Origin of the sequence: Solirubrobacter soli DSM 22325, assembly GCF_000423665.1 — a bacterium.
GTDB lineage: Bacteria > Actinomycetota > Thermoleophilia > Solirubrobacterales > Solirubrobacteraceae > Solirubrobacter > Solirubrobacter soli.
On record NZ_AUIK01000032.1, the window covers coordinates 12,014 to 35,604 of the forward strand.

The window sequence follows — 23,591 nt, forward strand, 5'->3', positions numbered from 1 at the left end:
AACCGCCGCATGACGTGGTTGACACTCGCGGCGGTCGGGTTGGCGCTCGGCGCGCCCGCGCACGACACCGGCTTCGTGGAGCGCGACGTGAAGGTGCTCCAGACCTGGCACGGGCAGGACGGCGGGTACTTCGGCTGGGCGGTGTCCGAGCTCGACGACATCGACCGCGACGGCGTCACCGACGTCATCACGAGCGAGCCGTACGCGAACGCGACGGCCGGGGTCACGTGGGTGCTGTCGGGGCGCACCGGACGCCGCCTCTTCCACTTCGACGGCGCGCCCGGCGACTACCAGGGCGCCTCGATCGCCGACGCGGGCGACACCGACCGCGACGGCGTCCACGACATCATCAGCGGCGCGTCCGGTACCGCCGGGCCGGGCCGCGCCTACCTCTACTCGGGCCGGACGGGCCGGTTGCTGCACATGTGGGAGGGCGCCGCACCGCTCGATGCGTTCGGCAGCGCGGTGTCCAACGCGGGCGACGTCGACCACGACGGCTTCGCCGACGTCGCCGTAGGTGCGCAGGGCGCGAACGCCGTGTACGTCTACTCCGGGCGGACATACAAGCTGTTGCGGCAGCTCGACGGGAGCGGCGGGTTCGGCGCCGGCCTCGACCACGTCGGTAGGGACGGCCTGATCGTCGGCTCCTTCAGCGGCGGCGGCGTGCACGTCTTCGACGCCGCGCGGGAGCGGTTCGCGTTGGCCCCGCCGGCGGGCGCGTCGCACTTCGGCACGTTCTTCGTGGCCGAGGTCGGGCGCGTCGACGGCGACCGCGTTCCCGATCTGTACGCCGCCGACTACAACGCGGCGGGCGGGGCCGGCTGGGCGGGCGTCTACTCCGGCCGCGACGGCTCGCCGATCTGGGCCTGGCCCGGCGCACCCGGGGACGGCCGCGGACCGGGTCGCGAGGCGGGCGACGTCGACCACGACGGGCGGGTGGACCTCGCCGTCGGCGCCTACACCGCGGGCCGCGTCGACATCTTCTCCGGCCGCACGGGACGCGTGCTGCGCACGTTCACCTCGACGACCCCGGCGGACCAACTCGGCTTCGACGCCCTCGGGATCGGCGACGTCAACCGCGACGGCGAGCCCGACCTCCTGCTCTCCGCCGCCGAAGGCGACACCCTCTACCTCGTCGCCGGCCGCCGCCGCGCATGACTGGAGAGCCCCAGCCTCAGGGGCTCGAGGCCAAAGTTCGGGGATGGGTCCCCATTGTCGGGCCAACTCGCCGCCTTGAGGATGCCCGGCATGACACGCTGGAGGTCAGTCGTCGCGAGCGTGACGCTCGCGTTCTCGCTCGGCGCCGCCCCGGCGGCATATGCCGGCTCATCGAGCGGCGCCGCAGGGTTGCCTCCGATCCCCGCCGGCTTCACACTCTCGGACTTCGTCTCCGACGTCGACTTCGCGACCGGCGTCTCGGGCTTCGCGCCGGGTTCGGCACTCGACGGAGCGGTTGAGCTCGACACGACCGATCCGCTCGTCGGAGCGTCGAGTCTGCACGTGACGCTGAACGCCTTCGGGCGCGTGTCGCTGGTCGCGCAGTTCCCGTTCCAAGCCGGGCCGATGGCGGATTCCGTGACGGTCGCGGGGAAGCTGCGGGTGAACGCGAGCGTCCCGGCCGGGAAGTCGGTCTCGGTGTGCTCGGTCGCGTACGTGACGGCCGATCCCGAGCCGCGCACGCTCTGCCAGAGCTTCCCGGTCGACCCGTCGCACGTGGCCGACGTGTTCGTGTCGCAGCCGATGGGCGACGCGCGGCTGGACCGCGTGTACTTCCAACTCGCACTCGCCGACAGCGGCACGCTCGACGCGACGCTCGACGACGCGCACCTGTACGTGGTCGGGCAGAACGGCGCGGTGGCGACGCCGACGCCGACGCCGACCGCGGTGCCGACGATCACTCCGACGCCGACCCCGACCGCCGTCCCGACGATCACTCCGACGCCGACCCCGACCGCCGTCCCGACGATCACTCCGACGCCGACCCCGACCGCCGTCCCGACGATCACGCCGACGCCGACCCCGACCGCCGTCCCGACGATCACGCCGACGCCGACCCCGACCGCCGTCCCGACCATCACGCCGACACCGACCCCGACCACCGTCCCGACCATCACGCCGACACCGACCCCGACCACCGTCCCGACCATCACGCCGACACCGACCCCGACCACCGTCCCGACCATCACGCCGACACCGACCCCGACCACCGTCCCGACCATCACGCCCACGCCCACGCCGGATCAGCTTCCGCCGGTGCCGGCCGGCTTCGCGCTGACCGACCTCGTCTCCGACAGCGGCTTCGAGTCCTCCACGGCCAGGTTCGCCCCGTTCTCACGGAGCGAGGGGAGTGTGGCGCGGACCACGACCATTCCGATCGCCGGAACCGCGAGCCTGAAGGCGCACGTGAATCAATTCGGACGAGTCGGTCTCGTCCACAACTATCCGTTCGGCGGCGGCCCGATCGCCGATTCGGTCACGGTCGCGGGCAAGATCCGCATCGACGCCGCGTCGCCCGGCCGCGTGCTCGGAGTGTGCGCCGTGGCGTACTTCTTCCTGGACCCGCAGCCGCAGCAGTCCTGCCGCAGCCTGTCCGTGAGCGGCCACTCGGTCCAGACCGTGTTCGTCACGCAGCCGGCGTCCAACCGCCAACTCGACCGCGCGTTCTTCGAGATCAAGCTCGACGACAGCGGCACGATCGACGCGACGGTCGACGATGCCCACCTCTACGTGGTGGGCAAGCGTCCGTCATAGCTTGGCCTGTCACGAAAGCGCGAGCGCCGAAGGGCTCTCGCGGCTCACGATCGCGGGTGCCTGGTGGATCAGCTCGTCGTCTTCGAGGGCCTGGACCATGAACAGGGCGAAGTCGACGCGGCGCGTGATGTCGCTTCGGAGGATCGGGTCGCCGACGTGGCGGCTCCAGACCGGCAGCCCCTGGCTGGCGCCCTCCTCCAAGCTGCTGCCCCGGACAACAGTCCAGCGGGTGTCGCTGGCGAACACGCGGCGCGTCGCCTCGACCTGGTCGTCGAGGTCGGCGAAGCGGGCGAGCCGGGCGAGCCGCCCGCCGACGCTGACCAGGGCTTTGAGCTTCCACGTGTACACGTCCTCCCCGTCGAGCGTCACGTGCCAGCCGCAGGAGAAGACGAGCCGCGCGCCCGGCGGGGCGTAGTCGAGGACGGCCTGCGCCGTCCCGGAGGCGTACTGGTGCACGCCCCGCGGGACGAGGACGACGAGGACCCCGTCGCAGCCGGCGACCGCCCGCCGGATGACCTCGCGGTCGTCGGTGGCGCCGGGCACGACGGTGATCCGGTCCCCGAACGCCGCGAGCTTGGGGACGCTCTGCTCGCGGCATACGGCGACGACCTCGTGCCCGCGGTCCAGCGCCTCCTCGACCATGTAGCTGCCGAGCTTGCCGGACGCGCCGACCACGCCGACCCTCATGCCGCGACCGGGATCAGCGGTCCGTCCACGCCGGCGCGGGGGCCGTCGTCGTAGAGGACGGGCGAAGGCTTGAAGCCCCTGGCGATCAGATAGATGCCGAGCGACAGCTCCCACACGGCCTCCGGCAGCGTCAGGATGAACGACGGCCCCGACGTCTGGTCGTAGGCGCCGAACAGCACGAGGAGCGCCGTGAGCAGCGCCAGCGAGCCGCCCACCATGCCGAACTGGGCGAAACGCCGCGGCACGAGCCCCGACCGCAGCATCAGATAGCCGAGGATGAGCCCGTTGCCGATGGCCGCGCAGAACGCGGGGCCGAGCAGGAACGTCGCGTCATGGACGGCCACCAGCGAGCGGCCGCTGAGGATGAGCGAGGCCTGGTCGGTGCCGGCGCCGCCGGCGAGGTCCTGGCGCAGCGTCACCACCGCGAGCAGGCTGACGATGCCGACCGCGATCAGACAGGACTCGACCACCCGCACGGTCACGTAGCCGAGCGCGAGGGCTTCGCTCGCGCGCCGCAGAACGGGGTAAAGCGTGACCGCCATGCCGATCCCGCCAATCAGAGTGAGGATCTCGAACAGCGCCCCCACCGACACGCGCAGGTCACCGCCGCTGCCGGTGATGAACCCCGTCTGGTGGAGCACATGATCATACAGCGGGAGCGCCGGGATCGAGATGAACGTGATGACCATGAAGATGCCCGCGATGCGCGCGGTCCGCCGGGACGGCGGGTCGCTCGGGCGATCGAGCACGACGTCTGGCGCCTGCTCGAGCGGAGGGGACAGCGTCATTACGGCTCCTGCCTGTTGGTCGTAGCGGACCGCTGAGGGGCGACGTGCCAAAGGCCGGCCGAGAGTGGGAGCCGCGAGGGCTGGCCCGCCGCGCATGCGGCAGGGCTCATTACGACCATACACCCCCGGAGCAGGACCGTACGGAGCAGCGTCGGCGGTGCGAGGGACGCGGGTCAGGCTGGTGGTGCGTCCTGGGTGAGGAGAGTGCGTACACGGTGGACGACGATCTGAAGGGGCGCGTCGGCATGCTCGCGCTCGGTCGTGTCGATGCCTCCGTGGCGGTCGAGCTCTTTCAGGAAGGCCTCGACGACTTCGGGATCGAACTGCGTCCCGGCGCCTGACCGCAGTTCCTCGGCGGCGGCGGTCGGAGTGAGGGAGCTGCGGTACGCGCGATCGGAGGTCATGGCCTCGTAGGCGTCGCAGACGGCCACGATTCGGGAGCCGCGGGGGATCTCGTTGCCCTTGAGTTGGTCCGGGTAGCCGGTGCCGTCCCACCGCTCGTGGCTTGAGCGTACGAGCCGCGCGACTGGCCGTAGGGCGGTGGCGGCGTTGAGAATGCGCTCCCCGAGGATCGTGTGCTGGCGCATGAACTCCCACTCTTGAGGATCGAGCCGGCCTGGCTTGTTAAGGATCGCGTCGGGGACGCCGACCTTTCCGACGTCGTGGAGCTCCGCGGCGCGGGCGACCTCGTCGAGCTCCTCGGCGGTGAGTTGCAAGCGGCGGGCGACGCCGGCGGCGAGTACCGCGACGTGGCTGGAATGCTCATGGAGCGAGGGCTGTTTGGCCTGCATGGTCCGCATGAGCACGTCGCGCGCCTGATCTCGTGCGCCCGAGGAGCGGTTGTGCTTGTGCGCGTACATCCGCTCGTCGGCGAGTTGGACGGCGTGATCGAGGTTCTCGGCCTCGTGGGGCAGGAGCACCACGCCGTAGGACGCCGTGATGGCGAATCCCTCTCCGGTCTCGCTGAGCGCGTGACCGGCGATCGCGATCGCTTCTTCGACGTGTTCGGCGTCGATCTCCAGCACGGCACAGAACTCGTCGCCGCCGAGTCGGTAGGCCTCGCCGTAGGGCGCCAGCTCCTCTCTGAGCTTCAAGCCGAGCCGCGCGAGAAGCGCGTCGCCCGCCACATGGCCGAAGGTGTCGTTGTAGCCCTTGAAGCCGTTGAGGTCGAGCATGACCAGCAGCCGCGGCGAGGCGGCGGCGGTGGCGAGCCAGGCATCGACGTCGGCCGCCATCTTGCGGCGGTTGCCCAGGCCGGTCAGCGGGTCGCGGACGGCTGCCTCGCGTAGCGCGTGGTGGCCGAGGATGTCGGCCGCCGCGGTCTGCGCCTTGCCGACGAGCTCGCCGAGCAGCTCGACCTCGTCCGCCTGGAACTCGCGTTCGCGGCGAGCTACGCCTATCGCACCGTCGGGACCATGGGCCCCATCGACCGCGAACGGAAGCGCAACTGCCCACCCGGCTTGGTGCTCGATCTGCTGAGGCAGGCCGGTGGCGGCCGCCGCGTCGCTTGCCGCGCGGAGCGCGACGGCGAATTCGATCGTCGAATCCGCGGGCAAGCGTCGAGGCTCGCGGTCTCCGAAGTGGAGGCGTCCCGCGTCGGCGTCGAGGGCTTCGATGGAGCCGCGCAGCATGATGTCGACGAGTGCGTCGATGTCGAGCTTGGCCGCGAAGGCATCACCCATGCGGCGCACCGCAGCCTGGAGACGGCTGCGCTCGCGTACCGCGAGTTCAAGTCGGTGCTGTGCTTGTTCGATGCGCTTTCGCCGGTCGGCGGCCATCAGCAACAGCAGGCCCGCCAGTGGAAGGACGAGCAGGATCGCGAAGATGTTGCGCTGGGCGGCTTCGGCAGCCAGGAAGCCGATCGGCGCCAGACAGGCGTCGACGGCCCAGACCAGCGCGAAGACGTGGAGCTGGAGCGCTGGCGCGACGCCTCGCGACGCGAGCTCGCGCAGGATGGCGCACCCGGCGTCGAAGACGCAGCAGGCCCCAAAGGCGACCGCCAGCACGGGAAGATCAGCCAGACCGAGCCTCGACGTGCCCGCCACGAGCAGGACGCAGGCCGGACCCACCGCATGCCAGGCGTCAGGAATCGAGAACAGCAGGCGCTCGAACGAGCCGCGCCCACGGATCCAGTCCAGCAGCCGTGCCAGCAAGAGCCCGGCGGCGACCAGGAAGGGCACGGCGCCGGGAGGGACGAGCACGAGCATCGGAATCAGCACGAGTTGCGTCGGCAGGACGTTGCCGGCGCCCACCGGGAACTCCACCCCGGCGAGGATCACGTAGAGGCCGACAAGGACGCCCGCCGTGGCCAGGTCGAATCCGCTCGTGGCGCCGGGGAGCAACAGCAGGCCCCCCGCGGCCGCGAGGAAGAGCAGCGCGAACACGATCTCCGTGACGAGCTCGCGGCGCGGGAGGCGCCGCGTCCTGCCGTCCCAGGAGTCCTCGAGGAGACGGTCGGCCGCCGTCTCGCTGCGCATGTCGTCGGTTGTGCTCACGGTCTCTGGTTATCGGTCACGGCGCTATAAACCGCATGTGCCACGGCCCGGGCATCGGCCCGGGCCACGGTCGTGCCGTCAGTTCTTGCTGTAGGGGTCGATGTAGACGTCGTCGATCGCCCACGCTCCGCCATAGTCCTCGGGGTCGAAGACGAGCTGGACCGACGCCGACTGATCGGCGTTCCACAGCCCCAGCACCGTGCTCAACGCGATCGGCGCCGTCGGATGCCACGCCGTGTCGCCGGCCGTGACGGAGCCGACCACCGTCTCGTTGACGACACCGTCGGAACCCGTCACGCGCAGCTTGAGGTTCAGGACGCCCCAAGAGCCGCTCGTACGGCGCGCGAAAAGGCGGAACGTCGGATGCTGGATGCCAACACAGAACGACGGCGACACCGCCTTACCGTTCGCATTGATGGCGAGCGACTTGGCGTCCGCCGCGCCATGCACCTTCGCGGACGCGTTGCCGTTGACCACCGAAGCGCCGGTCAGCGACCAGCCCGCGATACCCGACTCGAAGGCGCCGGCCGGCGCCAGGCTGTAATCGGCCGTATCGCCGAAGGCGGCGAACGCCTTCGTCGTCGGCGCGGCCACGCACGCCGCGTCCGCTGCCGGCACCACGGCCAACGTCAGAGCGGCCGCGCCCAGCATCGCGGCGAGCGCGCCGCGCACTTGTTTTGGGCGATACACATAGGGCAAGACAAAGACCTCCGTGTCAAGACCTCAGCTACAGGTCCTCTTGGTCCGCGCCGGCCCGACGTCCCTCACGACTCACCGGCGCTCCACTTTCCGTCTCATGACGGGATACCCACCGTTGTCGGCACTGACCTCCGAACGGCACAGGCGCAGTGGACATGTGTCCGATCGCGTCGCCGCAACCGATCACACCGTCCGTGAGGTGATCCGTCACTTGACGGATTTGACGCGGTCGCCACGGCGGCGGCGCCGACAACGTCCGACTGACGCTGCTGTTCCATAACGCGTGATGCTGCCCGAAACGTGCTCGGCCGCGCCTGGCGTCGGGGTACGACATCCTCGTCGTGTCGTCCGTTTGTCAACGGGAACCGAAAAGTGCGCCAGTTTCGGGATCTGAAAGTGCTCCACCTGGTGGGCGGCGTCCTTCTCGCGCGGAGTGGCGGGCGTGCAGGCCGTGGCGTGGAAGGCGTAGTGGCCGCGTAGCTGAATGAACCTGGCGTTCCACGTGATCCGGTCGCCGTCGCGGCGCGCGACCGCCGAGCGCAGGTTGTCGTAGACGCATTCGCGCGGGACCCACCGAGCCACGCGAAGGCGCACGTGACCCTCCAGAAACGACTCGACCGTCATGTCCAAGCTGACATGCGCCGTCGAGGCACCCGAGAACGGCAACGTGCAGATCAGCGCGTAGACCCGCCGCTCCCTGCCCGCGATCCGCGGCCGCGTCGGCATCTCGGCCCAGTCGACCTGCAACACCTGGCCGGGCCGATATCCCGTCTTCTGCGCTGGTCGCTCCCGCGCGGGCCGCATCCTCGCCAACCGGCGCTTGACCAAGTCCACCGAACCGGCGTAACCGTAGTCCTCGCGCAGGATCTCCGTCATCCGCGGCGCCTTCATCTCCGGCCACTCCACGAGCAAGCGCCGCATCACCGGCTCAAACCGATCGAGCATCGACCCCGCCGGCGCCCGCGAATAGCTCGGCGGCTCCTCAGCCGCCGCCAACCGCGCGACCGTCCGACGGTTGATCCCCAACCGCGCCGCGATCTCACGCTGCGAGACCCCGTCCGCGACCAACGCCCGCACCTGAGCCCACTCATCGCGCTACGCACCTCCTCGCCGCCCCTCTCTCGAGCCTTCACGGCAGAGATTGGGAACGGAGCGCGCCCTGCCTGCTGGCGCACGTTTCGATTACCGGAAGCGGTGCACTATTGGGCTCCCGGCATCACCGTTGCGAGCACGCTCGAGGCAGAGTCTCGTTTGTCGACGAAGGCGCGCCTTCCGGCGTAAGGGCTTGACCCTACTCGGATCGAGAAGCCACGCGTCTGGACCCGCTGACGGTGTCTGAGACGGTGCAGTGGATAGGGAAGCCATCCGTCGGTCGCGGTCCGGCTTGAACGTCGTCGAGTGCGGGATGCGGATCGCCCGTGACAAGCTCTCGCTTTGCGGATCGGCTAGCCGAGACCAGAGAAGTGCGGCGTCAGGCGCGACGCGACGTGATGCGACGACCAAGTCAACCGCGCCGTCGCGGACCTGGGCGTGGTGATCGCACCGTCAAGGGCGTAGACGCCTCCGCGCGGCCCGCTGAGCCGATCCGGCTTCTCGTAACCCGGCCCGCGGCATCGATGCCTCGATGTAGCCAGCTGCCGCTGCGTCGTTTTGGAGCTCAGAGCGCTTCGCGGTCTGGGACACTCTTCTAGTCGTCGATGAGCGCCGCCCTCCAGCACTTCGCCCACGCATGAGCTTGGCCGCTTCGGTCGTCGTGGCCTCGATGCCGCTGCTTGGCAGCGTGCACCTGGACGGCGATCTGCTCGGCTGGGAGGGCTTGCGCGGTGAGCGCAACGTCGTGCGCGTCGTGGCGCTGCACGACGGACGGCCGGACGGGCGCCAGCGCGAGCTGTGGAGCACGCGCGGGAGCGTCGAGCTGAGTGACCTCGACGTGGCAGCGTCCGGGGAGGCGGTCGTATGCCTGCGCGAGCGGTCCGGGCGCGACGACCAGACGTGGCGGGTGCGGATCGTGCGCCGGTCGCAGCAGGGCGTGTGGTCGAAGCCGCAGCTCGTGGCCGACCCCAAGCGCTGGGTGGAGTTCCTGACGTGCGGGATCGGGGATGCGGGCCAGGTCGCGCTCTCGTGGGTGGAGAGCACGAGCCGCAGCCGCCCGGTGCGGGCGGCGTTCGTCGCGCCGGACGGGGCGGTCGAGCCGCCGATGACGCTCGCCACCGATCCGGTCGACGATCCTGAGACCGTGCTCGCGCCGGACGGCACTGCGACGGTCGCTTACACGCTTGAGCCGGACCGCGAACGCGTTCTGTACGTCGCGCAACGACAAGCGGTGGGCGGGTGGGCAAGCCGTCCGATCGCGCCGGCGTTCGGCCCGCATCTGGCGAGCGACGGGACAGGCCGCCCCCTGCTCGGCTGGTCAGGCTGGGGCGAAGGCGATGAAGCGCAGTACTTCGCCGCCGGCCCCGGATTCACGCCGTCGGCGTTCGTCCGCGAAAGCGACTCGGCGCTCGGAGCGCTCGCAGGCGGGCCGCGCGGCGATGTACTCGCCGCGTGGCATACCAGGGCCTCGCGCGGCGACGGGTTCCTGCGCGTTGCCGTGCAGCGGCCGGGCGCGGCGTTCTCGGCCCCAGTCACCCTCGGCCGCTTCGGCGCCTATCCGCTGCTCGCGACGCTCGATGCCGCTGGCGGCGGTGCGATAGCCACGATCGGCGGAACGGATCGCCGCCCGCGACCCTTCGCGCGCGTGCTGCGCCCGGACGGCACGTGGGGTGCGCGCATCAAGGTCACGTACGAGCCGGCGGGACTTGCGCCCGCCGGCGATGGGCGGTTCGTGCTCGCCACAGCCCAGCCGAGCCGCTACGGCGGCTACCGCGTCCTGCGGGTGCGCACCATCGGCGGTTGAGCTGGGGCACGTTCGGCCCTTCCAAGGTCGGCCAAGCAGGCCTGTAATCGCGTTGGAGGGCCGCTCGATAGGAGCAGCGGCGTCGGGCGTCGGCAGAATGATCTGGGCAGGCAAAGATCTAGTCAGCTCTCTCGATGGTTCGCGAGAGCTTCGGTCCGATCTGGCCACGACTTCAGTGTCTGGTGAGGGAAGTGAGTGAACTTCCGGCCTGTCGACCCTGCTTGATCGCCGCTCGTCTCGCCCGACCGTTCCCGAGGCCGCCCGCCACCTCGTGCACCGTGCGTGGCGCGTCACGGGTCGACGATCGTCACGTGCTCAGCCCGCAGGGCTCGGGCGCAGTCCGGGCACGCGGCGAGCGATGGAGCGACGGCGATCAGTTCGAGGTCGCCGGCCATCGCCGCCTCGATCAGCAGTTGCTCGGCGTCGGTCGGGCTGCCGTGCACGCCCCGCCCCGAGACGCGGCGACTGCGTCCAGTCTTCGGGTTCACCGAGCGCGGCGCCTCCACTCGAGGATCGGCGAGCAAGCGCACGGCGCCAGCGGACTGCGCGGCCGTGTTGACGCCAGGGCTCGAGTAGTTCTGGCTCGTGGTGTAGACGAGGGTCAGTCCACCGTCTGAGGTCTCGGCCAGCCCGACGGCGATGGCGATCGAGTCGCGGTTGCGCTGAGAGGCGGGCAGTCCGGCCCGCAGTTGACCCGCGACGGCGCGCAGGTGCTCGAGGTCGGCGGCCGCAGGGACGTAGCGCCGCGACTGGACTTCGAGCAGCCGGACCTCTCTGGCCAGTGCGCGGATCTGCACCGTCAAGAAATTCGGGTTCACGCACTGATCGGCCCGCGGGAGCAGCTGCTCGATCGCGAGCGCCAGGCTGTGCGCGTGGCGCAGCATGTCGGAGCGGACCGGCCGCGGCGGCATCGAGGTGATGCGCTCGCGCGTCGCGAGCAGCCGGAGCTGCAGCCGTTGCAACCGTGCCACGAGCGGTTGTTGCGCGGACACGGCGGCGCGCTCGGCCTGGCGCTGTCGCGCCTGCTGCTCGGGCGCGTTGGGATGCTGGGCGAGGTAGCGCTGGATGTGCGCGTACTCCTCGGGGCTGCGGTAGGGACCCCCGGTGAACGGGTTGATCGTCGTCTCCCAGGCCTCGCCGGCCGACGCCGGGTACAGGAGCACGGCTCCGGCCGCCGCCGCGGGGCCGAGCGCCATCGCCACGCCGGAGCCCTCCGCCAGACCCGCCGCTGCCGGCGACGCCGCCGGAGCGGTGGCCGGGGCCGGGGCGGGCGGCAGCCGAACGCTCACCTGCGGTTCGACGGCAGGCTCGGGAAGCTCCTCGACGCCGGGCTCGGCCCGCGCGTCAGGAGCGGGCAGTAGCCCGTTGCGCGCGAGGCTCCGGCTCCGCGAGAGCCACCGTGAGACGGCGGTGTTACCGGCGGTGCGCTGGAGAGCCAGCACCACCTCCGGCGATGCGACGAGCCCGCCGCCGATGCCTTCCATCGCCGCACCAGGGGCCGTACCCACGTTGCGGGTCGCGACCTGCTCCGGCGCGACGGTCGTGACGACGTGTTGCTGCTCGGTCATCGCCGGTCCGAGGGCACTCGCCGAACCCGCTCATCCCGAGGAGTTTGGGTTGGCGGCGGCTCGCTCGCTTGCGCTATCCGGCACATCGTCATGACGACTCCGCACGGCCGACGCTACGCCCCCGACCCGGGTCCTGCGCGTCAGGACAGTCGGGCGAGACGCGCGAGCCGGCGGCGTATCGCCCTTCATTGTGTGAGTGAGCTTGAGCACCACGATCCTCTTGAAAGGAGGGCGAGGACGCGTGAGTGCACACGCGGCACGATCGAGCTCGCAGACCTGGTCGGCACGGTGACAATCCCGGGGCGGCGGCCGTATCGCTGTCCCGACCGGCGGCACGATGGCGTCTAAGGCCACTAACCGTTCATGCCTGCGCGGCGCGTCATCCGACGCAGCGGTTCTCCCGCCGGGGTCCAGGGCGTTCCGTCGCGACATCCGCGCGATCGTGTCGACGATGTCACCCTGGGCGACAGCGAAGACCTGTGCGCTGCAGGCCCTGGCAGAACTGCGTGCGGGCGCGCAACGCGGCGGGCGCGCGTGCTGTGCACGGGCCAGAGAGTGCCGCTTCTCGACGAAAGCGTGCTCCGCGCCGAACTCGACGCCTCGCCGCCGAGGACGTCGGCGTGAAGCTCGTCGACCCCGAGACGGCCATCGTTGTCGCGACCACCTCGCGCGAGCGCTGATCGAGCGCGACGAGCGGTGCTGAACGTTGAGGATCTGTCGTCCCGCTGGCGGGGGTAGCGCAGGCTACCGTTTCAATCGCCGGCCGATGCGTGCACGAGGCTGGTTGGGGCGTGCAGACGTTCGAGGCCCATATCCCACCGTACGCGCACGTCATCAGGCGCGCTGATGTATTGCGCGAACTCGGGCGTGTCGAACCCGGTCACGGTGCCAACGGGCTCGCGTCCCGCCGATGCGATTGGCTCTGCCAAGCGCACCCGGTCTCCTAGTTTGAACATGCTGTTCGTCAGAACGGGTCCCCCTGCGCGACGTACGGGCCTTAACGCCTTTGAGTTCATCGCACCAGCGCCCCACGGTCACGAGCATCACGTGCCGGATGCCGCCGCCCGCACACGGGTGTGGAGGTCAAAGCGTGCCGCGAGCCCGTCGTGTTGGCACGCGACGCTCGACCGCTGGGCAGGGGAGCAATCACGGCCCTAAGCGAGAGCGAGCCGGCAGGCCCGACGCGAGAGCCGCGCGAAGAACCCGCCGACCAGCGCTGCGATCTCAGTGGCGCTGAGAGTCGCGTTTCTCGACGAAACCGCCTACCCGGTGCCTACGAGCGACGGCGACGCGGCGAACCGGTGTCGTCCGCACTTCGACGCTTCGAGGCGGCTGTGCGTACGCTCCGCGGCTTCGCATGCGCCATGTGCAGCGCCAGTTCCACGCAACCGACTCGGAGATGTTCCGATGGGCCGCTCGGTGGGCAACGGACAACGGCTGGAACGTCGTCGTCGAGCGGTTCTTCCCGACCTATCGAGCCGTTGCATGCCCGCCTGAACCACTTCAGGCTGTCGCCCGCCACCTCGGTGACGTCAGGCGCATCAGCGCCGGTCCGCGCGAGCCGAGATTGGACACTGCGACGGCGCACGAGCTCGTCGAGCGCAGCTTGCAGTGCGTCGGCCACCGAGCGCGAGTCCGCACATGACACGAGCCGCATCCTGAGAACGAACTCGGCACGCGCTTGCTCCCATTGCGGCGGCCACGCCTCCCGGACACTGGGTGCGACCTCGATCACCCGAGCCACCATACGCGGCCACCGAGAGTCTTGTTCTTCGACGAACGCGCGATTTGAGCGGATCGCCCGCCATGCCCCATTGAAGAACCAGCCGCGGGGCCGTCCAGGAACTCTTTGACATATGCGACAGAATTGGCGCTTCAGACGCTGCGCCATCAAGGATCGACATGAACGAAGCCGCCGTGAAGCGCGTCGGGATGGTGATGCTGGCAGTGATTGTCGTCTGGGTGCTGGCGTGCGATTTGTTGCTCGGTGACATCACTGCGACGGCAACACGAATGCTGATCGCGGCCGGCGGAGCGATCCTTGCGAGCTCGGTGGTTGGCTTGGTGCTGATCACGCGGCTGCCGCGCTAGCGTCACCCGAGACGGCTAGAGCAAATCGGTGTACCTCGGCGGTGAGCAGAACGACGCGGCGATGCGGCCTCAGGGGGACCTGCGTTGGTCGGGCGCGATCGAGAAACGCAAACCTGCACACCAGCGGGCGACGCGGTCAGCGGGGTTGACGTCCCCGACCGAGGCGTATTTCCTCGACGCCCTCGTCGTGTTCGGCGATATAGACGATGAAGTCGTCGGCCCGTCGTGGGAGCGGATGCCAGTCCCGGCGGGCGAGAAGTTTCGCCGTCTCGGTGAGGACCGTCCGATGTGGCTCTCGCGGATCGTTCAGGGCCGCCTAACGCACCTGCAACCGATCGAGGACGGGATCCGGTTCGACTTCGAGGAAGCTCAGGCCGTCCGACTCCGGGTAAAGGAGGCTGGAGGCCAGCTCATCGCCCGAGTTCGGGCCCGCCGACCCCCGCGTCGGCGACGGGGGCGTGGCAACGGTCGGCCAGCGAGACGGCGCCGCTGCGCAGGAGTTCGGACCACGGTTTGTCGCGGCGCTCCCAGACGGTGCCGTGGGGGCCGGTGATGCGGAACGGGCCGGCGGCGTCATGCTCGACGAGCAGCCGGCTCCGGTGCGCCGAAGTCACACGACGAAATGCGATCTGCGGAGCGTGCCCCGCTGGCTGCCGGATGCTCGGCCGCCCTACGTCCGAGCGCCGGTGCTGGTCAGCGACCCCGATTGACAAGCCAGCGTCATCGCTTCGGCTCCGAGCGCGAGGAATCGCGGTACGAGGGCGGGGTCGTTCTCGCTCCAGAGCGCTCGACGCGTTTGAGCTCGCGTCCGAGAAACGGTCCGAGCGAAGTCGAGAACGTCCGCGTGAGATGGCCGATGTCCTTGATCACCAGCGCGCCGCCGACGACCGGGAAACAGTTCGTCTCGTCGCACATGTATGGCGAAAGGTCCACGAGATGCACGCGCGGATCGTCCGCCTGCTCGGCGGCGACCGCCGCGAGATCGGTATGCAGCGCGGCGGCTCGCCGCCGGGCACACCGCACCGCGGGGTTGCGGTGTCGCGCCAGCGCGCCGCGTACGCAGCTGTTGGTAGTCGAGCGGCTATGCGGGACATCGCGGATCACGAATATGTGGCGCACCGACGCCGGCAGTGCCCTCCAGGCATGGATGTAGCCGGCGATCTTGGTCTCCATGCGCGTCATGCCCTTCGCCGGCACCACCCCGGAACCCGAGTTGGCCGACACGACGACGCGTCGCACGCCGCGATGCGCCCTCAGAAAGCGCACCACGCTCGGCGCCCACCCGCGGCACGCTCCCTTCCCGGGGGTGTGCGCGTAGGTGAACGGGCAGTTATTGCGGTTGATCGAAAGCCCGTACCAGTTGCGTCGCCGCGCCACCACCGCCAAGGCGGCCCGCCAGTGCGTCGAGTGGCTGTCGCCCATCAGCGCCACCGACGAGCTCGCGCCCTCCCTGCGCGCGCCGAAGGCACACACGGCCGGAGGGCGCGAACGAATTGGCGCGCACGGCGCGCTGGATTCCAGCAGTGCGTCGTCGGGGCTGGGGATCGCCACGAGGTTCAGCTCCCGGTTGACGCAGGGCTTGACGGGATCGCGCGAGCGGGCGCCGAAACAGTCGGGTGTGGCCGCGTCGCTCGACGCGGCGAGGGCGAAAACCCCCGCCACTAACAGTGCCGCCGTCACGCGCGCGTTCAACCGCATACCTCGCACCGATCAGTAGTGGCTGCCCGCGCGACCGTACATGGTCCCGTATGCCGTCCACAACCGCTCAAGCGGTTGTGCTGCTTTTCGACGGAAGCGCTCTTTCGACGTCGTCGAAGCGGGCGACGTGCGAGGAGTCGCGGGAGATTGCGTCATGGACCACGCCCGGCGAGTCATCATCAGGCTCATGCGCGCGCTGCGGCGTGAGATCGAGGACGCGCTCGAGTCCAGTGCGATCGGGTTCCTCGCGATCGTTGTGTGGCCGGGGCTGGCCCGCTACGCCTACGCGCCTGGCTTCTCGTCCGCGCTGGGTGTGGCGAGGACCATCACGATCTGGACCGCCCTGTACTTCGTCGTATTCCATCGGCGTCCCTACGCGATCGCGAGACAACAACGCTGGGACGCCACGTGGGCCGACTGCGCCGAACGTCTCGGCCGCCGGCCCACACCCGACGAGTTCTGGACCAGTTGGAAACGCGCGCAGGCGGATTGGAAGGTCGCGGGCCGACCGGTCTAAGGAGCCGGACGTAGTGTCGTTCTTGGCCGCGCGGTCGAAGCCCAAAATCGCCGTCGCAAACGGCCATCACGACGCTGCGGTTTCCTGCGCTGGCAACGGAGCGCGCGAAGTGCTGCTCCTCGACGAATCCGCGTCATCCGTGGGGATCCCTCGAGTCTGCCTGCAGGCGGAAGCAGCAGCGTGGCCCGCACCTACGTCCACGCCGACGCGGGTGTCGAGACGCGTGGGACCGACAGTGTCGGCGGCACTTCTGCCTTTCCACGCCTGCAGGACCAGGGGTGCGCGGGCCGATCGCGCGCGCCGGCGGGCGCTTGGTTTTCTCGATCAGGGACAGCGGAGCGCGTGTCATCCGATCGAGGTGATGCGAGGCGAGGCTGTCGAGGCCAGTGTTGGTTGACCGGCGCGCCGCTCCCGCGTTGGTTCACGAGAGGATCTGACCGGACGGGCGAAAGCGGTGCCCCAACCGGGGCGGGCGTTGGCGAGATGCGAGCAAAACTCCTCCCGGGCGCTGGGATCAGCCGGTGAGCCGGTTTTCGACAGTGTTCGAGCTCAATTGGAAAGGGCTCAACGTGCCGCGCGCGCTCGCCATCGTGGGTGTTCTGCTGGTGCCCGCGATCGTCCTCGGCGTGATCGACAAGGAGCAGTACCTGCTCAGTGCCGGGTTCGGGGTGCTGTTGGTCGGGCTGAGCGACCCCGGCGGGGAGTTCCCGTACCGAGCGACCCGCATGGGCCTGGTCGCGGTAATCGGGGCGCTGCTGACGGCCTTGGCGTTCGGTATTGGAGCAGCAGCCTGGGAGCTCGTCGTGCTCGCGGCGTTCGCGGTCACGTTGCTGGGTGGGCTGGCGGTCAAGTTCGGCCTGCACAGATTCGTCGCGGCGCTGCTACTCAACATCTGGTTCATCATCGCGATCGACCTGCCCAACAGCTACCAGGCCGACGGAACGACGAGCCACACACGGGCGCAGGTGCTGGCGTGGCTTGCAGCGCCAGCGCTGTGGATCGCGTTCACCGGCGTGCTGTGGTTGGCGCGGGGGCGCAAACCACGCCCGGCGCCGATCCCGGAGATCCCCGGAAGCACCGCGCCGCGCGAGCTGACTCGACCGCTGATCCTGTTCGCGGTGATCCGGGCGCTCGCTGTCGCGATCGCGGTCGGGATCGCGTTCGGATTGGATCAGCCGAACGCTGATTGGATGGCGATCGCCACGCTGGTCGCGATGAAGCCCAGCCTCGAACAATCCTTCCTGGTCGCCGAACAGCGCGTGGCCGGCGCGATCCTCGGCGCCCTGGTTGCCGCCGTGTTCCTGCTGACGATCGACAACAAACACGTGCTCGAACTGATCGTCCTTGTCCTCGCCGCCGCGGCCGCCGCGCTACGCACCGTGAACTACGCGATCTACTGCGCAGCGATCGCGGGATTGGTCCTGATCGCCGATGACATACCGCACCCCACCAACCTGACCGACGAGGCACGACGAGTCCTCTTCACGCTTGCCGGGGTCGGGATCGCCGTACTCGTCATGCTGCTCGCGAACGAGCTCCAAAAACGCGCCAGCAAGACCACGCCTCCAGGAGCAGGAACGTCTACGGGAGCTTCCGCCCCCGCATGAGCGGCGCGGCAGTGATCCCCTTCGCCGCCAGACAGCGCAGAGATCGAAACCTCCTGCTGAGGAACTGCGCCAGCCCTGGGCGAACGGCGGGTCGCGACTGCTGCTTCTCGACAACGGGAGCGAGTCTCCGGCTCCAGCCGACGCGCCGCTGACGACCGGCCTCCAACGACCAGCAGAAGCGAGGCATGTCGTCGGCTCCCACGGAGTTGGGCGAATCGCGTCAAGCACAACGAGCCGTGCCGATCGGCGCGACAGGGCGACCGGCCGTCACACGGAAGCACGAGCACGTCAGCCGCCCTATCGGCGCCGGGTTCACGCGGTGAGCGCAGAATCACGCGCGTCCGTGCGCCTTGTCAGTGCCGCAGCGCCCGGCCCACGTGACGACGCAACCTCGACCATGCGTCGCGTTCGTGCTCTGCGGGCGCCGCTCGGCGGCCCGCGGGTTTCAGTGGGCGCTACGGCGACGAGGAACGGCCGAGTGCCGCTTCGATTCGTTCGAGCCGGCTGTCGAGTTGACGGAACTGCTCCGCCAGCGCCGCCTCGGCATCCGAGGGCGCGCGCTCGCGCCGTGAGCGCGACACGAACGTGCTCGTGATCGCAGCGGTGATGACCGTCAGGAAGCCGATCCCCAAGAGCATGACGAGCACGGCGACGAGCCGTCCGGCGAGAGTCATCGGAACGCTGTCGCCGTACCCGACGGTCGTGACGGTCTGCGCAGCCCACCAGAGCCCTGATCCGACCGACGGATAGTTGTCGTGGTCGACGACGGTCATCACCGTGCCGGCGCCGACGGTCATCACGGTCGACACCGTGGCGATCACGATGGCCGCGCCGCGCGGCGTGGTCGCCCGAGACACCGCCCTGTCGAGCCGCCGTTCGAGCCTCGTCGCGTCGACCATCCCGCATGAGTTCGAGGTCGCCGGGTCCGCTCCTGCCGTCCCCGAGAAGACGGCCGCTGGGTGATTCGAGCGACCGGGACGACGCCCGACGTTCGGGCGATCGGCGGCAGTGCGGGTGAAAGATCCTCGGGACCAGAGGTCGCAGCGCTGCTCCTTCGGAGCAAAGGGAGCAGCGGCGCCGACGACGGCAAAGTGTCGTTCCTCGACGAATCCGCACATTTCGTCACCCGCCGCATCTGGGCGCCCGCGGTTCTGAGAACGTTGATGTTGGCAACCGGTCGCCGGAAGCCGGCGTCAGAGCGCGACCGCGATCCGTTCGTCCGGCCCCGTTCGCACGCGGGCGAGCTCTCGCAAGGGCGACGTCCCGGCAATCACGATTTCGGCGTGTTCATCGACGACCTCCACTTCGATCGCGACCCGAAGCTCTTCGTCGTTCAGGCGGGCGCCGACGACTTCCCACGCGACGTCCTGGTTGGGCGCCGGTGGGTCCAGCGCGGCGAGCAACTCGGGCGCCACCGCCGCCAGCACGCGCGAGGGTGAGAGCTCGGCGCCGTCGACGAGCAGAGGCTCGGTGCGGCCGGCCGCGTCCAAGATGCTCACGGGCTCGTCATAGTCGTCGCGCCACAGTGGGTCCCAGCCGGGCAGCAGCCAGCGGTCCCCTGGCAACGCCTGCAGCGGCGAGACACCGAGCTCGAACGGCAGCTGCGTGAGCGTGCCGTCGTTGCGCACCAACCACGGCGGCTGAGACTCGGTGTAGCTGCTTCGGCCGTCGTCCGTGACGATGGCGTGCCGGAGCAGCACGCCTTCCGGCCCGGCGACCGGAGGCCAGAGCAGCACCTCGCCACCATCGACCGGCGCCACGGTGGCCTCGTGGACGAGCACCGTGCCATGGGAACCCCGTATTGCCAATCGCCGGTGGACCGGTTGCCGCGCCGCGGCCTCGAGCTCGGCGACGTAGCCGGCCTTCGTCGCCTCCCACGCGGCGGGATCGACGTCCGCATCGTCGGTCCAGAACCCGACCCCTGAACTGAAGTGGCCGGAGAACCCCTCGTCGATCTCGACCGGTCCGGTGACTTCCAGCGTCCTGGCCGCGTCAAGCGGGAGGGCGGCCCCGAGGCTCGCGCTCGTGTCTGCCCAGACGATCTTGCCGTCGGCCAGCTGGACCACCGTGACCCGATCTCCGACGGCCACCAGCGCGACCGCGCCGTCGTAGGAGCGGACGACCTCGACGTGATCGCGGTGATGCTCCGGCTGCGTCCACGCCGCGACCGTCGCGCCACCGCACACCGACAACGTGACCTGTTCCCGCTTCACCTGGACCCACAGCATGCAGTCCACGCTAGAACGCTCGCGCGGCCTCCGTGACGCTTACCGCCGTGTCTCTTGAGAGCCGCTCCCGGATGTAGCGCTTCTCGACGAACTGGTATCTCCCGGTGCCGCGACGTTCCGCTGCGGACCGCCTGAGGCCGCGCGGTCTTGACTTGTACGGGATCGGGTACCCGGCGGGCATGAATCGACGCGAGCGCCAGCAGCGAGAGTTCGCGTTCATCTGGCCGTGCGCATCGGCCGTGTCGGTTGTTCGACCCGGATCGCGCGGCCCCGGGCCAGTTGGAGTTGGGTTCCGCTCGGCAGCGCGTTGTGCAGCACGCCGCCCATCGCCGCCCCTGTAGGCCTGCGGCCACTGCGAGCGGTCTCGAGCGCGATCCCGTGGTTGTGACGGTCGCCGGTCCACGTTGAGCGTGGTCCGGCGCGCGTGCCAGGCGGGGGGCTAGAAGGCGGGCTCGGCACCATCCCCGCCGATCGCGTGTCCCGGTCGGCGGCGGGCGCGATTCGCGTGGTGCCCCTGCCGCTCGAGCCCGATGCCTCACGGTGTCGTCGTCGAAAGCGTGAACGTCAGGATCTTGCCGTAGTTGCCGGTCCGCATTGCGTCGGTGGCGGCGATGTGCTGGCGGAATGTGATGGTGGCGGGCTGGTTGCTTACCGGCTGCGTGTAGGTGCGAAGGGCGAGCGCCGCGGAGGCGGTCGTGCTCAGCGGCGCGAATGTGCCCGAGTCGGCGCGAACCTGCAGCGGTTGCGAAAGTGCGAAGGAACCGTTGACGAGCCGGCCCGTGGCCGTGGCGCTCGGATCAGCCACCGCCAGAGTCGCGTCGCCCGCGGTCGAGATCACCGTCGCCGTCGTCCCGGTCTCGTAGCTGCGATCGACGCCCGCTGAGAACGTGCCGAAGGAGGGCGTCGCCCCGATTGACAGCAACAAGGTGGCCGGGACCGAAACCGCGATCTGGCTGGCCCGCTCGGTTTCGGCGTAGTCGTGCAGCGTGATGCTGACGGCTTCCCCGGGCGCGATCGCGATCGGAAGTTGCCCGTTGAGGATCGTGGCGCGGGTGGGTGCGAGGCCGGGAAAGGCTCCGTCGGACGCGACCGCTTGGCCGTCGATGCGCATTTCGGGCGCGTCGAGGGTGCGGCCCGCGTCCATTGGGTCGTACGGCGTGAGCCGGTCGATGGCGATGAGCGCCGGGGTTGTCTGGAGGTTGATCGTCGTCGGCGTCGCGCCGTTGTTGATCAAGAACACGCGGCGCTCTGCCGGGCCGGTCCGGACCTCCCATGCCGACACCGGCACACCCGCGGGCGCGGCCGCTTCGACGGTGAGCGGGCGCAGGCCGGTGCTGCCTTGGGCGAGCCGCGCGAAGAGCAGCAGCGCGTAGTACGACGGCGCCGCCGTTGGCGTCCCCGCCGCCGGTGTGGGGTCGTAGCGGATCGCGTTGTAGTAGGCGTTGCCTTCCTGGGGGAAGAAATACGCGCGCACCTCGGCGTTGTGCACGTTCACGCCGATTGAGCCGAGGTGGCAGTCGGTGTTCGCGCCAGGCTGATCGGGAGGTTGCGGGCAGGCCGCGTGAAACAGCGTGTCGAGCGTCCAGGTGCCGCTTGCCGCGACGTCGCTCACGCCCTGGGCACCTCGTCCGGCCGCGGTGTTCGTCTCATCCATCCGATAGCGCAGCCCGCGCCGAGCGGCCTCGGCGGCGTGCGTGTAGACCTCGTAGTCGAAGCTGTCCATCCGCTCCTGGGCCAGCAGGCGCGGGATCGACGGACACCGGTACGGGTCGCTGGCGCACGTGCGGGCGAGCGGGGGTAAAAGTGGTCGGTCGCGAACGGTCCGAGCACCCCGACCTTGTCCTTGAGCACGGGCGCGACGCTGTCGAGGACGACGGGCCAGTTCCAGAACCACCTGGTGTTGATCGCGCGGTCTCTGATCGTCTGCCAGGTGCCGATGTTCTCGCTCGTTGCGGGCACGAGGCGAGGCCACTGGTTAACGGGGTCGGCGGCTGCATAGGCGACGAAATCACTCACGTAGCGCGCGAGGTCGCCGGAATAGGTCAGGTCGGGCTCGTTACCGAACGCGATGCCGGCGACCTGCCGGCGGCCCGCATCGTCCCCGAAGACCGGCGCGACACCGTCGCGGACGAACGCGCGCGCGTGATCGACCCCCCGCCACTGGTAGGGCGCCGTGGCGGGCGCCAACGCGGTACCCAACACCGTCACCCAATCCGGCGCCTGGGAGTCCTTTGAGTCCAGAAGGTCCAAGACCGCTCGGATCGCTGCGAGATCCTGCGGCGTGACGACCTGGTCGCTATCCGGGCCCGTCGCGCTGAACGGCACCTGATCCTGGGAGCTCCCGCCGATCCGCAGCACGCCCGAGCCGAGATTGCGCAACAGCTTCGCGAACCCCAACCGCGCGTTGGCGCCCATATACCGATCGATCAACGTCCACTCGATGCTGACCCCTACAAAGTGGTCGGGGACGTCGCCGCCGCTCACCTCCGCTGGGTCCACCCGGACCGTCGCCGCAGCGTCGGGCACGCTGGTCAGCGCGTCATCGGATGACGCGCCCGCGGCAACGACCGGCCCCCCCGCTAGTGCGGCCACGATCGCGAGTACGGTTGCTGAACGTCCTGCTCGCCGCGACATGGCACGCCTCCTCGGAAGACCCTGGGATCAAAGTCGCGGTCATCAGCATCGATCCTCGGGCCACCATACGCATCGGGCATACGCCCGATTCTGGGCCGGCCGACCTACCGATCTCTGCCAAGAAGAGACCAGCGCGCCGCCCCGAGGGCGACGCTGACTTGACGAACCAGCACCGCACGTCAACGGATCTCTATCGCTGTACCTGTCCCGTGCTGACCGGCGAGTCTCAACCCCAGAGCGGATAACTCGGGGACACTCGCGCGCGCCCCGTCTGCACGGATCGCGGTTGGCTCGAAGGGCCGCCACGTCAGTTGACGCAGCCGGAGGCCCGGCTTGGCGCGCGCCCGCCATATCGCGTCGGACTCGCCTTCCAGCACGACGTCGACGTCGCTTGGACCGTGTAGCGGCAAGAGTGCTGCCGCCCGGATCAGCGTCGTCGCAGACCCAGCCGCTTGGCCGTAACTGACAGCCACCGGGGTCGCCGGTGGCGTCAGCAATCCACGCGGGTCCGATCTCATCCGTAAGAGAGACGGCCCAGGTTCTCAGCCGTGATGCGGGGTCGGGACTTGTTAGGCGCGGTCGAGATGACCGCGGCAACGAGCAGGACGGGGGAGACGAGTAGAGCAGCGGCAGCCAGGGCGCGGATTCGGTCCGGGCTCTCGCGCTCACTGCTGCAACCTTCCTTCCGAACGTCCTCGTCGACTGCTGCTATAGGCAGACGCCGAAGTGGTGCTCTTCGACGACTTCGAAACTCTGCCGATACAGCTGGCGGACGACGAATCGGCGTGGTGCCGACATCCTCTCTCTTGACCTGAGCGATCATGTGAACTTGCGACCGCCTGGGGCGGTCGAGGTCAGACGCTGGACGAGTTGACGGGCAGAGCGCTGCGCCCCTAGTCTGGAACCATGCCGACGGTCGCCCGCGATCCGGC

19 protein-coding genes are annotated in these 23,591 nt (G+C 69.7%); 7 read left to right on the forward strand and 12 right to left on the reverse strand.

What is annotated here, in order from left to right:
• The first annotated feature begins 9 nt into the window (after nt 1-9).
• Together G569_RS51370 and G569_RS64705 are read left to right on the forward strand one after the other, a co-directional pair.
• Nucleotides 10-1,158, forward strand: coding sequence for an FG-GAP-like repeat-containing protein (locus G569_RS51370; RefSeq protein ID WP_037498986.1), 1,149 nt, complete (start codon nt 10-12; stop codon nt 1,156-1,158).
• A 90-nt stretch (nt 1,159-1,248) separates the two neighbouring features.
• Entirely contained in the window at nt 1,249-2,751 is a 1,503-nt protein-coding gene (locus G569_RS64705) for a hypothetical protein (RefSeq protein ID WP_028065475.1), read from the forward strand.
• Between the two features lie 9 nt (nt 2,752-2,760).
• Here G569_RS64705 and G569_RS0125125 read toward each other — a convergent pair whose 3' ends face one another.
• The 5 genes from G569_RS0125125 to G569_RS58885 form a co-directional block, all read right to left on the reverse strand.
• Nucleotides 2,761-3,438: an NAD(P)-dependent oxidoreductase gene (locus G569_RS0125125; RefSeq protein ID WP_028065476.1), complete on the reverse strand. Its 678-nt coding sequence runs from the start codon at nt 3,436-3,438 to the stop codon at nt 2,761-2,763.
• Nucleotides 3,435-4,226, reverse strand: a complete 792-nt coding sequence (locus G569_RS51375; RefSeq protein ID WP_064750447.1) for a DUF4386 domain-containing protein — start codon at nt 4,224-4,226, stop codon at nt 3,435-3,437. The genes G569_RS0125125 and G569_RS51375 overlap by 4 nt, the downstream gene beginning before the upstream one ends.
• 173 nt (nt 4,227-4,399) lie before the next feature.
• Nucleotides 4,400-6,610 carry a bifunctional diguanylate cyclase/phosphohydrolase gene (locus G569_RS58880; RefSeq protein ID WP_169542235.1) on the reverse strand — a complete coding sequence of 737 codons (2,211 nt, stop codon included), beginning with the start codon at nt 6,608-6,610 and terminating at the stop codon, nt 4,400-4,402.
• A 189-nt stretch (nt 6,611-6,799) separates the two neighbouring features.
• A complete protein-coding gene (locus tag G569_RS0125140) occupies nt 6,800-7,393 on the reverse strand; it encodes a hypothetical protein (RefSeq protein ID WP_028065478.1) in 594 nt (197 codons plus the stop codon).
• A gap of 234 nt (nt 7,394-7,627) precedes the next feature.
• Entirely contained in the window at nt 7,628-8,497 is an 870-nt protein-coding gene (locus tag G569_RS58885; protein ID WP_028065479.1) for a helix-turn-helix domain-containing protein, read from the reverse strand.
• A 652-nt stretch (nt 8,498-9,149) separates the two neighbouring features.
• Here G569_RS58885 and G569_RS0125150 point away from each other — a divergent pair.
• Nucleotides 9,150-10,316, forward strand: a complete 1,167-nt coding sequence (locus G569_RS0125150) for a hypothetical protein (RefSeq protein WP_028065480.1) — start codon at nt 9,150-9,152, stop codon at nt 10,314-10,316.
• 290 nt (nt 10,317-10,606) lie between these two features.
• Here the strand turns inward: G569_RS0125150 and G569_RS0125155 are convergent, their stop codons facing one another.
• The gene (locus G569_RS0125155; RefSeq protein ID WP_028065481.1) at nt 10,607-11,884 is read right to left on the reverse strand and encodes a hypothetical protein; all 1,278 of its coding nucleotides are present in this window, start codon (nt 11,882-11,884) and stop codon (nt 10,607-10,609) included.
• Nucleotides 11,885-13,786: 1,902 nt separating this feature from the next.
• On the opposite strand from G569_RS0125155, the gene G569_RS0125160 reads away from it, so the two are divergent.
• Nucleotides 13,787-13,975 (forward strand): hypothetical protein, encoded by a 189-nt coding sequence (locus G569_RS0125160; protein WP_028065482.1) that lies wholly within the window; start codon nt 13,787-13,789, stop codon nt 13,973-13,975.
• 410 nt (nt 13,976-14,385) lie between these two features.
• Here G569_RS0125160 and G569_RS0125165 read toward each other — a convergent pair whose 3' ends face one another.
• Both G569_RS0125165 and G569_RS62950 read right to left on the reverse strand, forming a co-directional pair.
• On the reverse strand, nt 14,386-14,589 hold the full coding sequence (locus G569_RS0125165; protein WP_028065483.1) for a hypothetical protein: 204 nt from the start codon (nt 14,587-14,589) through the stop codon (nt 14,386-14,388).
• 106 nt (nt 14,590-14,695) lie between these two features.
• On the reverse strand, nt 14,696-15,673 hold the full coding sequence (locus tag G569_RS62950; RefSeq protein WP_157592298.1) for an SGNH hydrolase domain-containing protein: 978 nt from the start codon (nt 15,671-15,673) through the stop codon (nt 14,696-14,698).
• A 187-nt stretch (nt 15,674-15,860) separates the two neighbouring features.
• Here G569_RS62950 and G569_RS0125180 point away from each other — a divergent pair, with 187 nt between their 5' ends.
• Both G569_RS0125180 and G569_RS51390 read left to right on the forward strand, forming a co-directional pair.
• On the forward strand, nt 15,861-16,190 hold the full coding sequence (locus G569_RS0125180) for a hypothetical protein (RefSeq protein WP_157592299.1): 330 nt from the start codon (nt 15,861-15,863) through the stop codon (nt 16,188-16,190).
• Between the two features lie 539 nt (nt 16,191-16,729).
• On the forward strand, nt 16,730-17,797 hold the full coding sequence (locus tag G569_RS51390) for an FUSC family protein (protein WP_211233069.1): 1,068 nt from the start codon (nt 16,730-16,732) through the stop codon (nt 17,795-17,797).
• Between the two features lie 455 nt (nt 17,798-18,252).
• Here the strand turns inward: G569_RS51390 and G569_RS64710 are convergent, their stop codons facing one another.
• Nucleotides 18,253-18,594, reverse strand: a complete 342-nt coding sequence (locus G569_RS64710; RefSeq protein WP_211233070.1) for a potassium channel family protein — start codon at nt 18,592-18,594, stop codon at nt 18,253-18,255.
• Here G569_RS64710 and G569_RS64715 point away from each other — a divergent pair.
• Complete coding sequence (locus G569_RS64715; protein ID WP_211233071.1) at nt 18,575-18,760, forward strand: hypothetical protein; 186 nt, start codon at nt 18,575-18,577, stop codon at nt 18,758-18,760. The genes G569_RS64710 and G569_RS64715 overlap by 20 nt on opposite strands.
• Before the next feature lie 230 nt (nt 18,761-18,990).
• Here G569_RS64715 and G569_RS0125195 read toward each other — a convergent pair whose 3' ends face one another.
• From G569_RS0125195 to G569_RS62955, 3 genes are all read right to left on the reverse strand, one after another.
• The gene (locus G569_RS0125195; protein WP_028065488.1) at nt 18,991-20,025 is read right to left on the reverse strand and encodes a hypothetical protein; all 1,035 of its coding nucleotides are present in this window, start codon (nt 20,023-20,025) and stop codon (nt 18,991-18,993) included.
• A 535-nt stretch (nt 20,026-20,560) separates the two neighbouring features.
• Nucleotides 20,561-21,748 carry a hypothetical protein gene (locus tag G569_RS0125200; RefSeq protein ID WP_028065489.1) on the reverse strand — a complete coding sequence of 396 codons (1,188 nt, stop codon included), beginning with the start codon at nt 21,746-21,748 and terminating at the stop codon, nt 20,561-20,563.
• Nucleotides 21,634-22,617 (reverse strand): hypothetical protein, encoded by a 984-nt coding sequence (locus G569_RS62955; protein ID WP_028065490.1) that lies wholly within the window; start codon nt 22,615-22,617, stop codon nt 21,634-21,636. The genes G569_RS0125200 and G569_RS62955 overlap by 115 nt, the downstream gene beginning before the upstream one ends.
• Between the last annotated feature and the right edge of the window lie 974 nt (nt 22,618-23,591).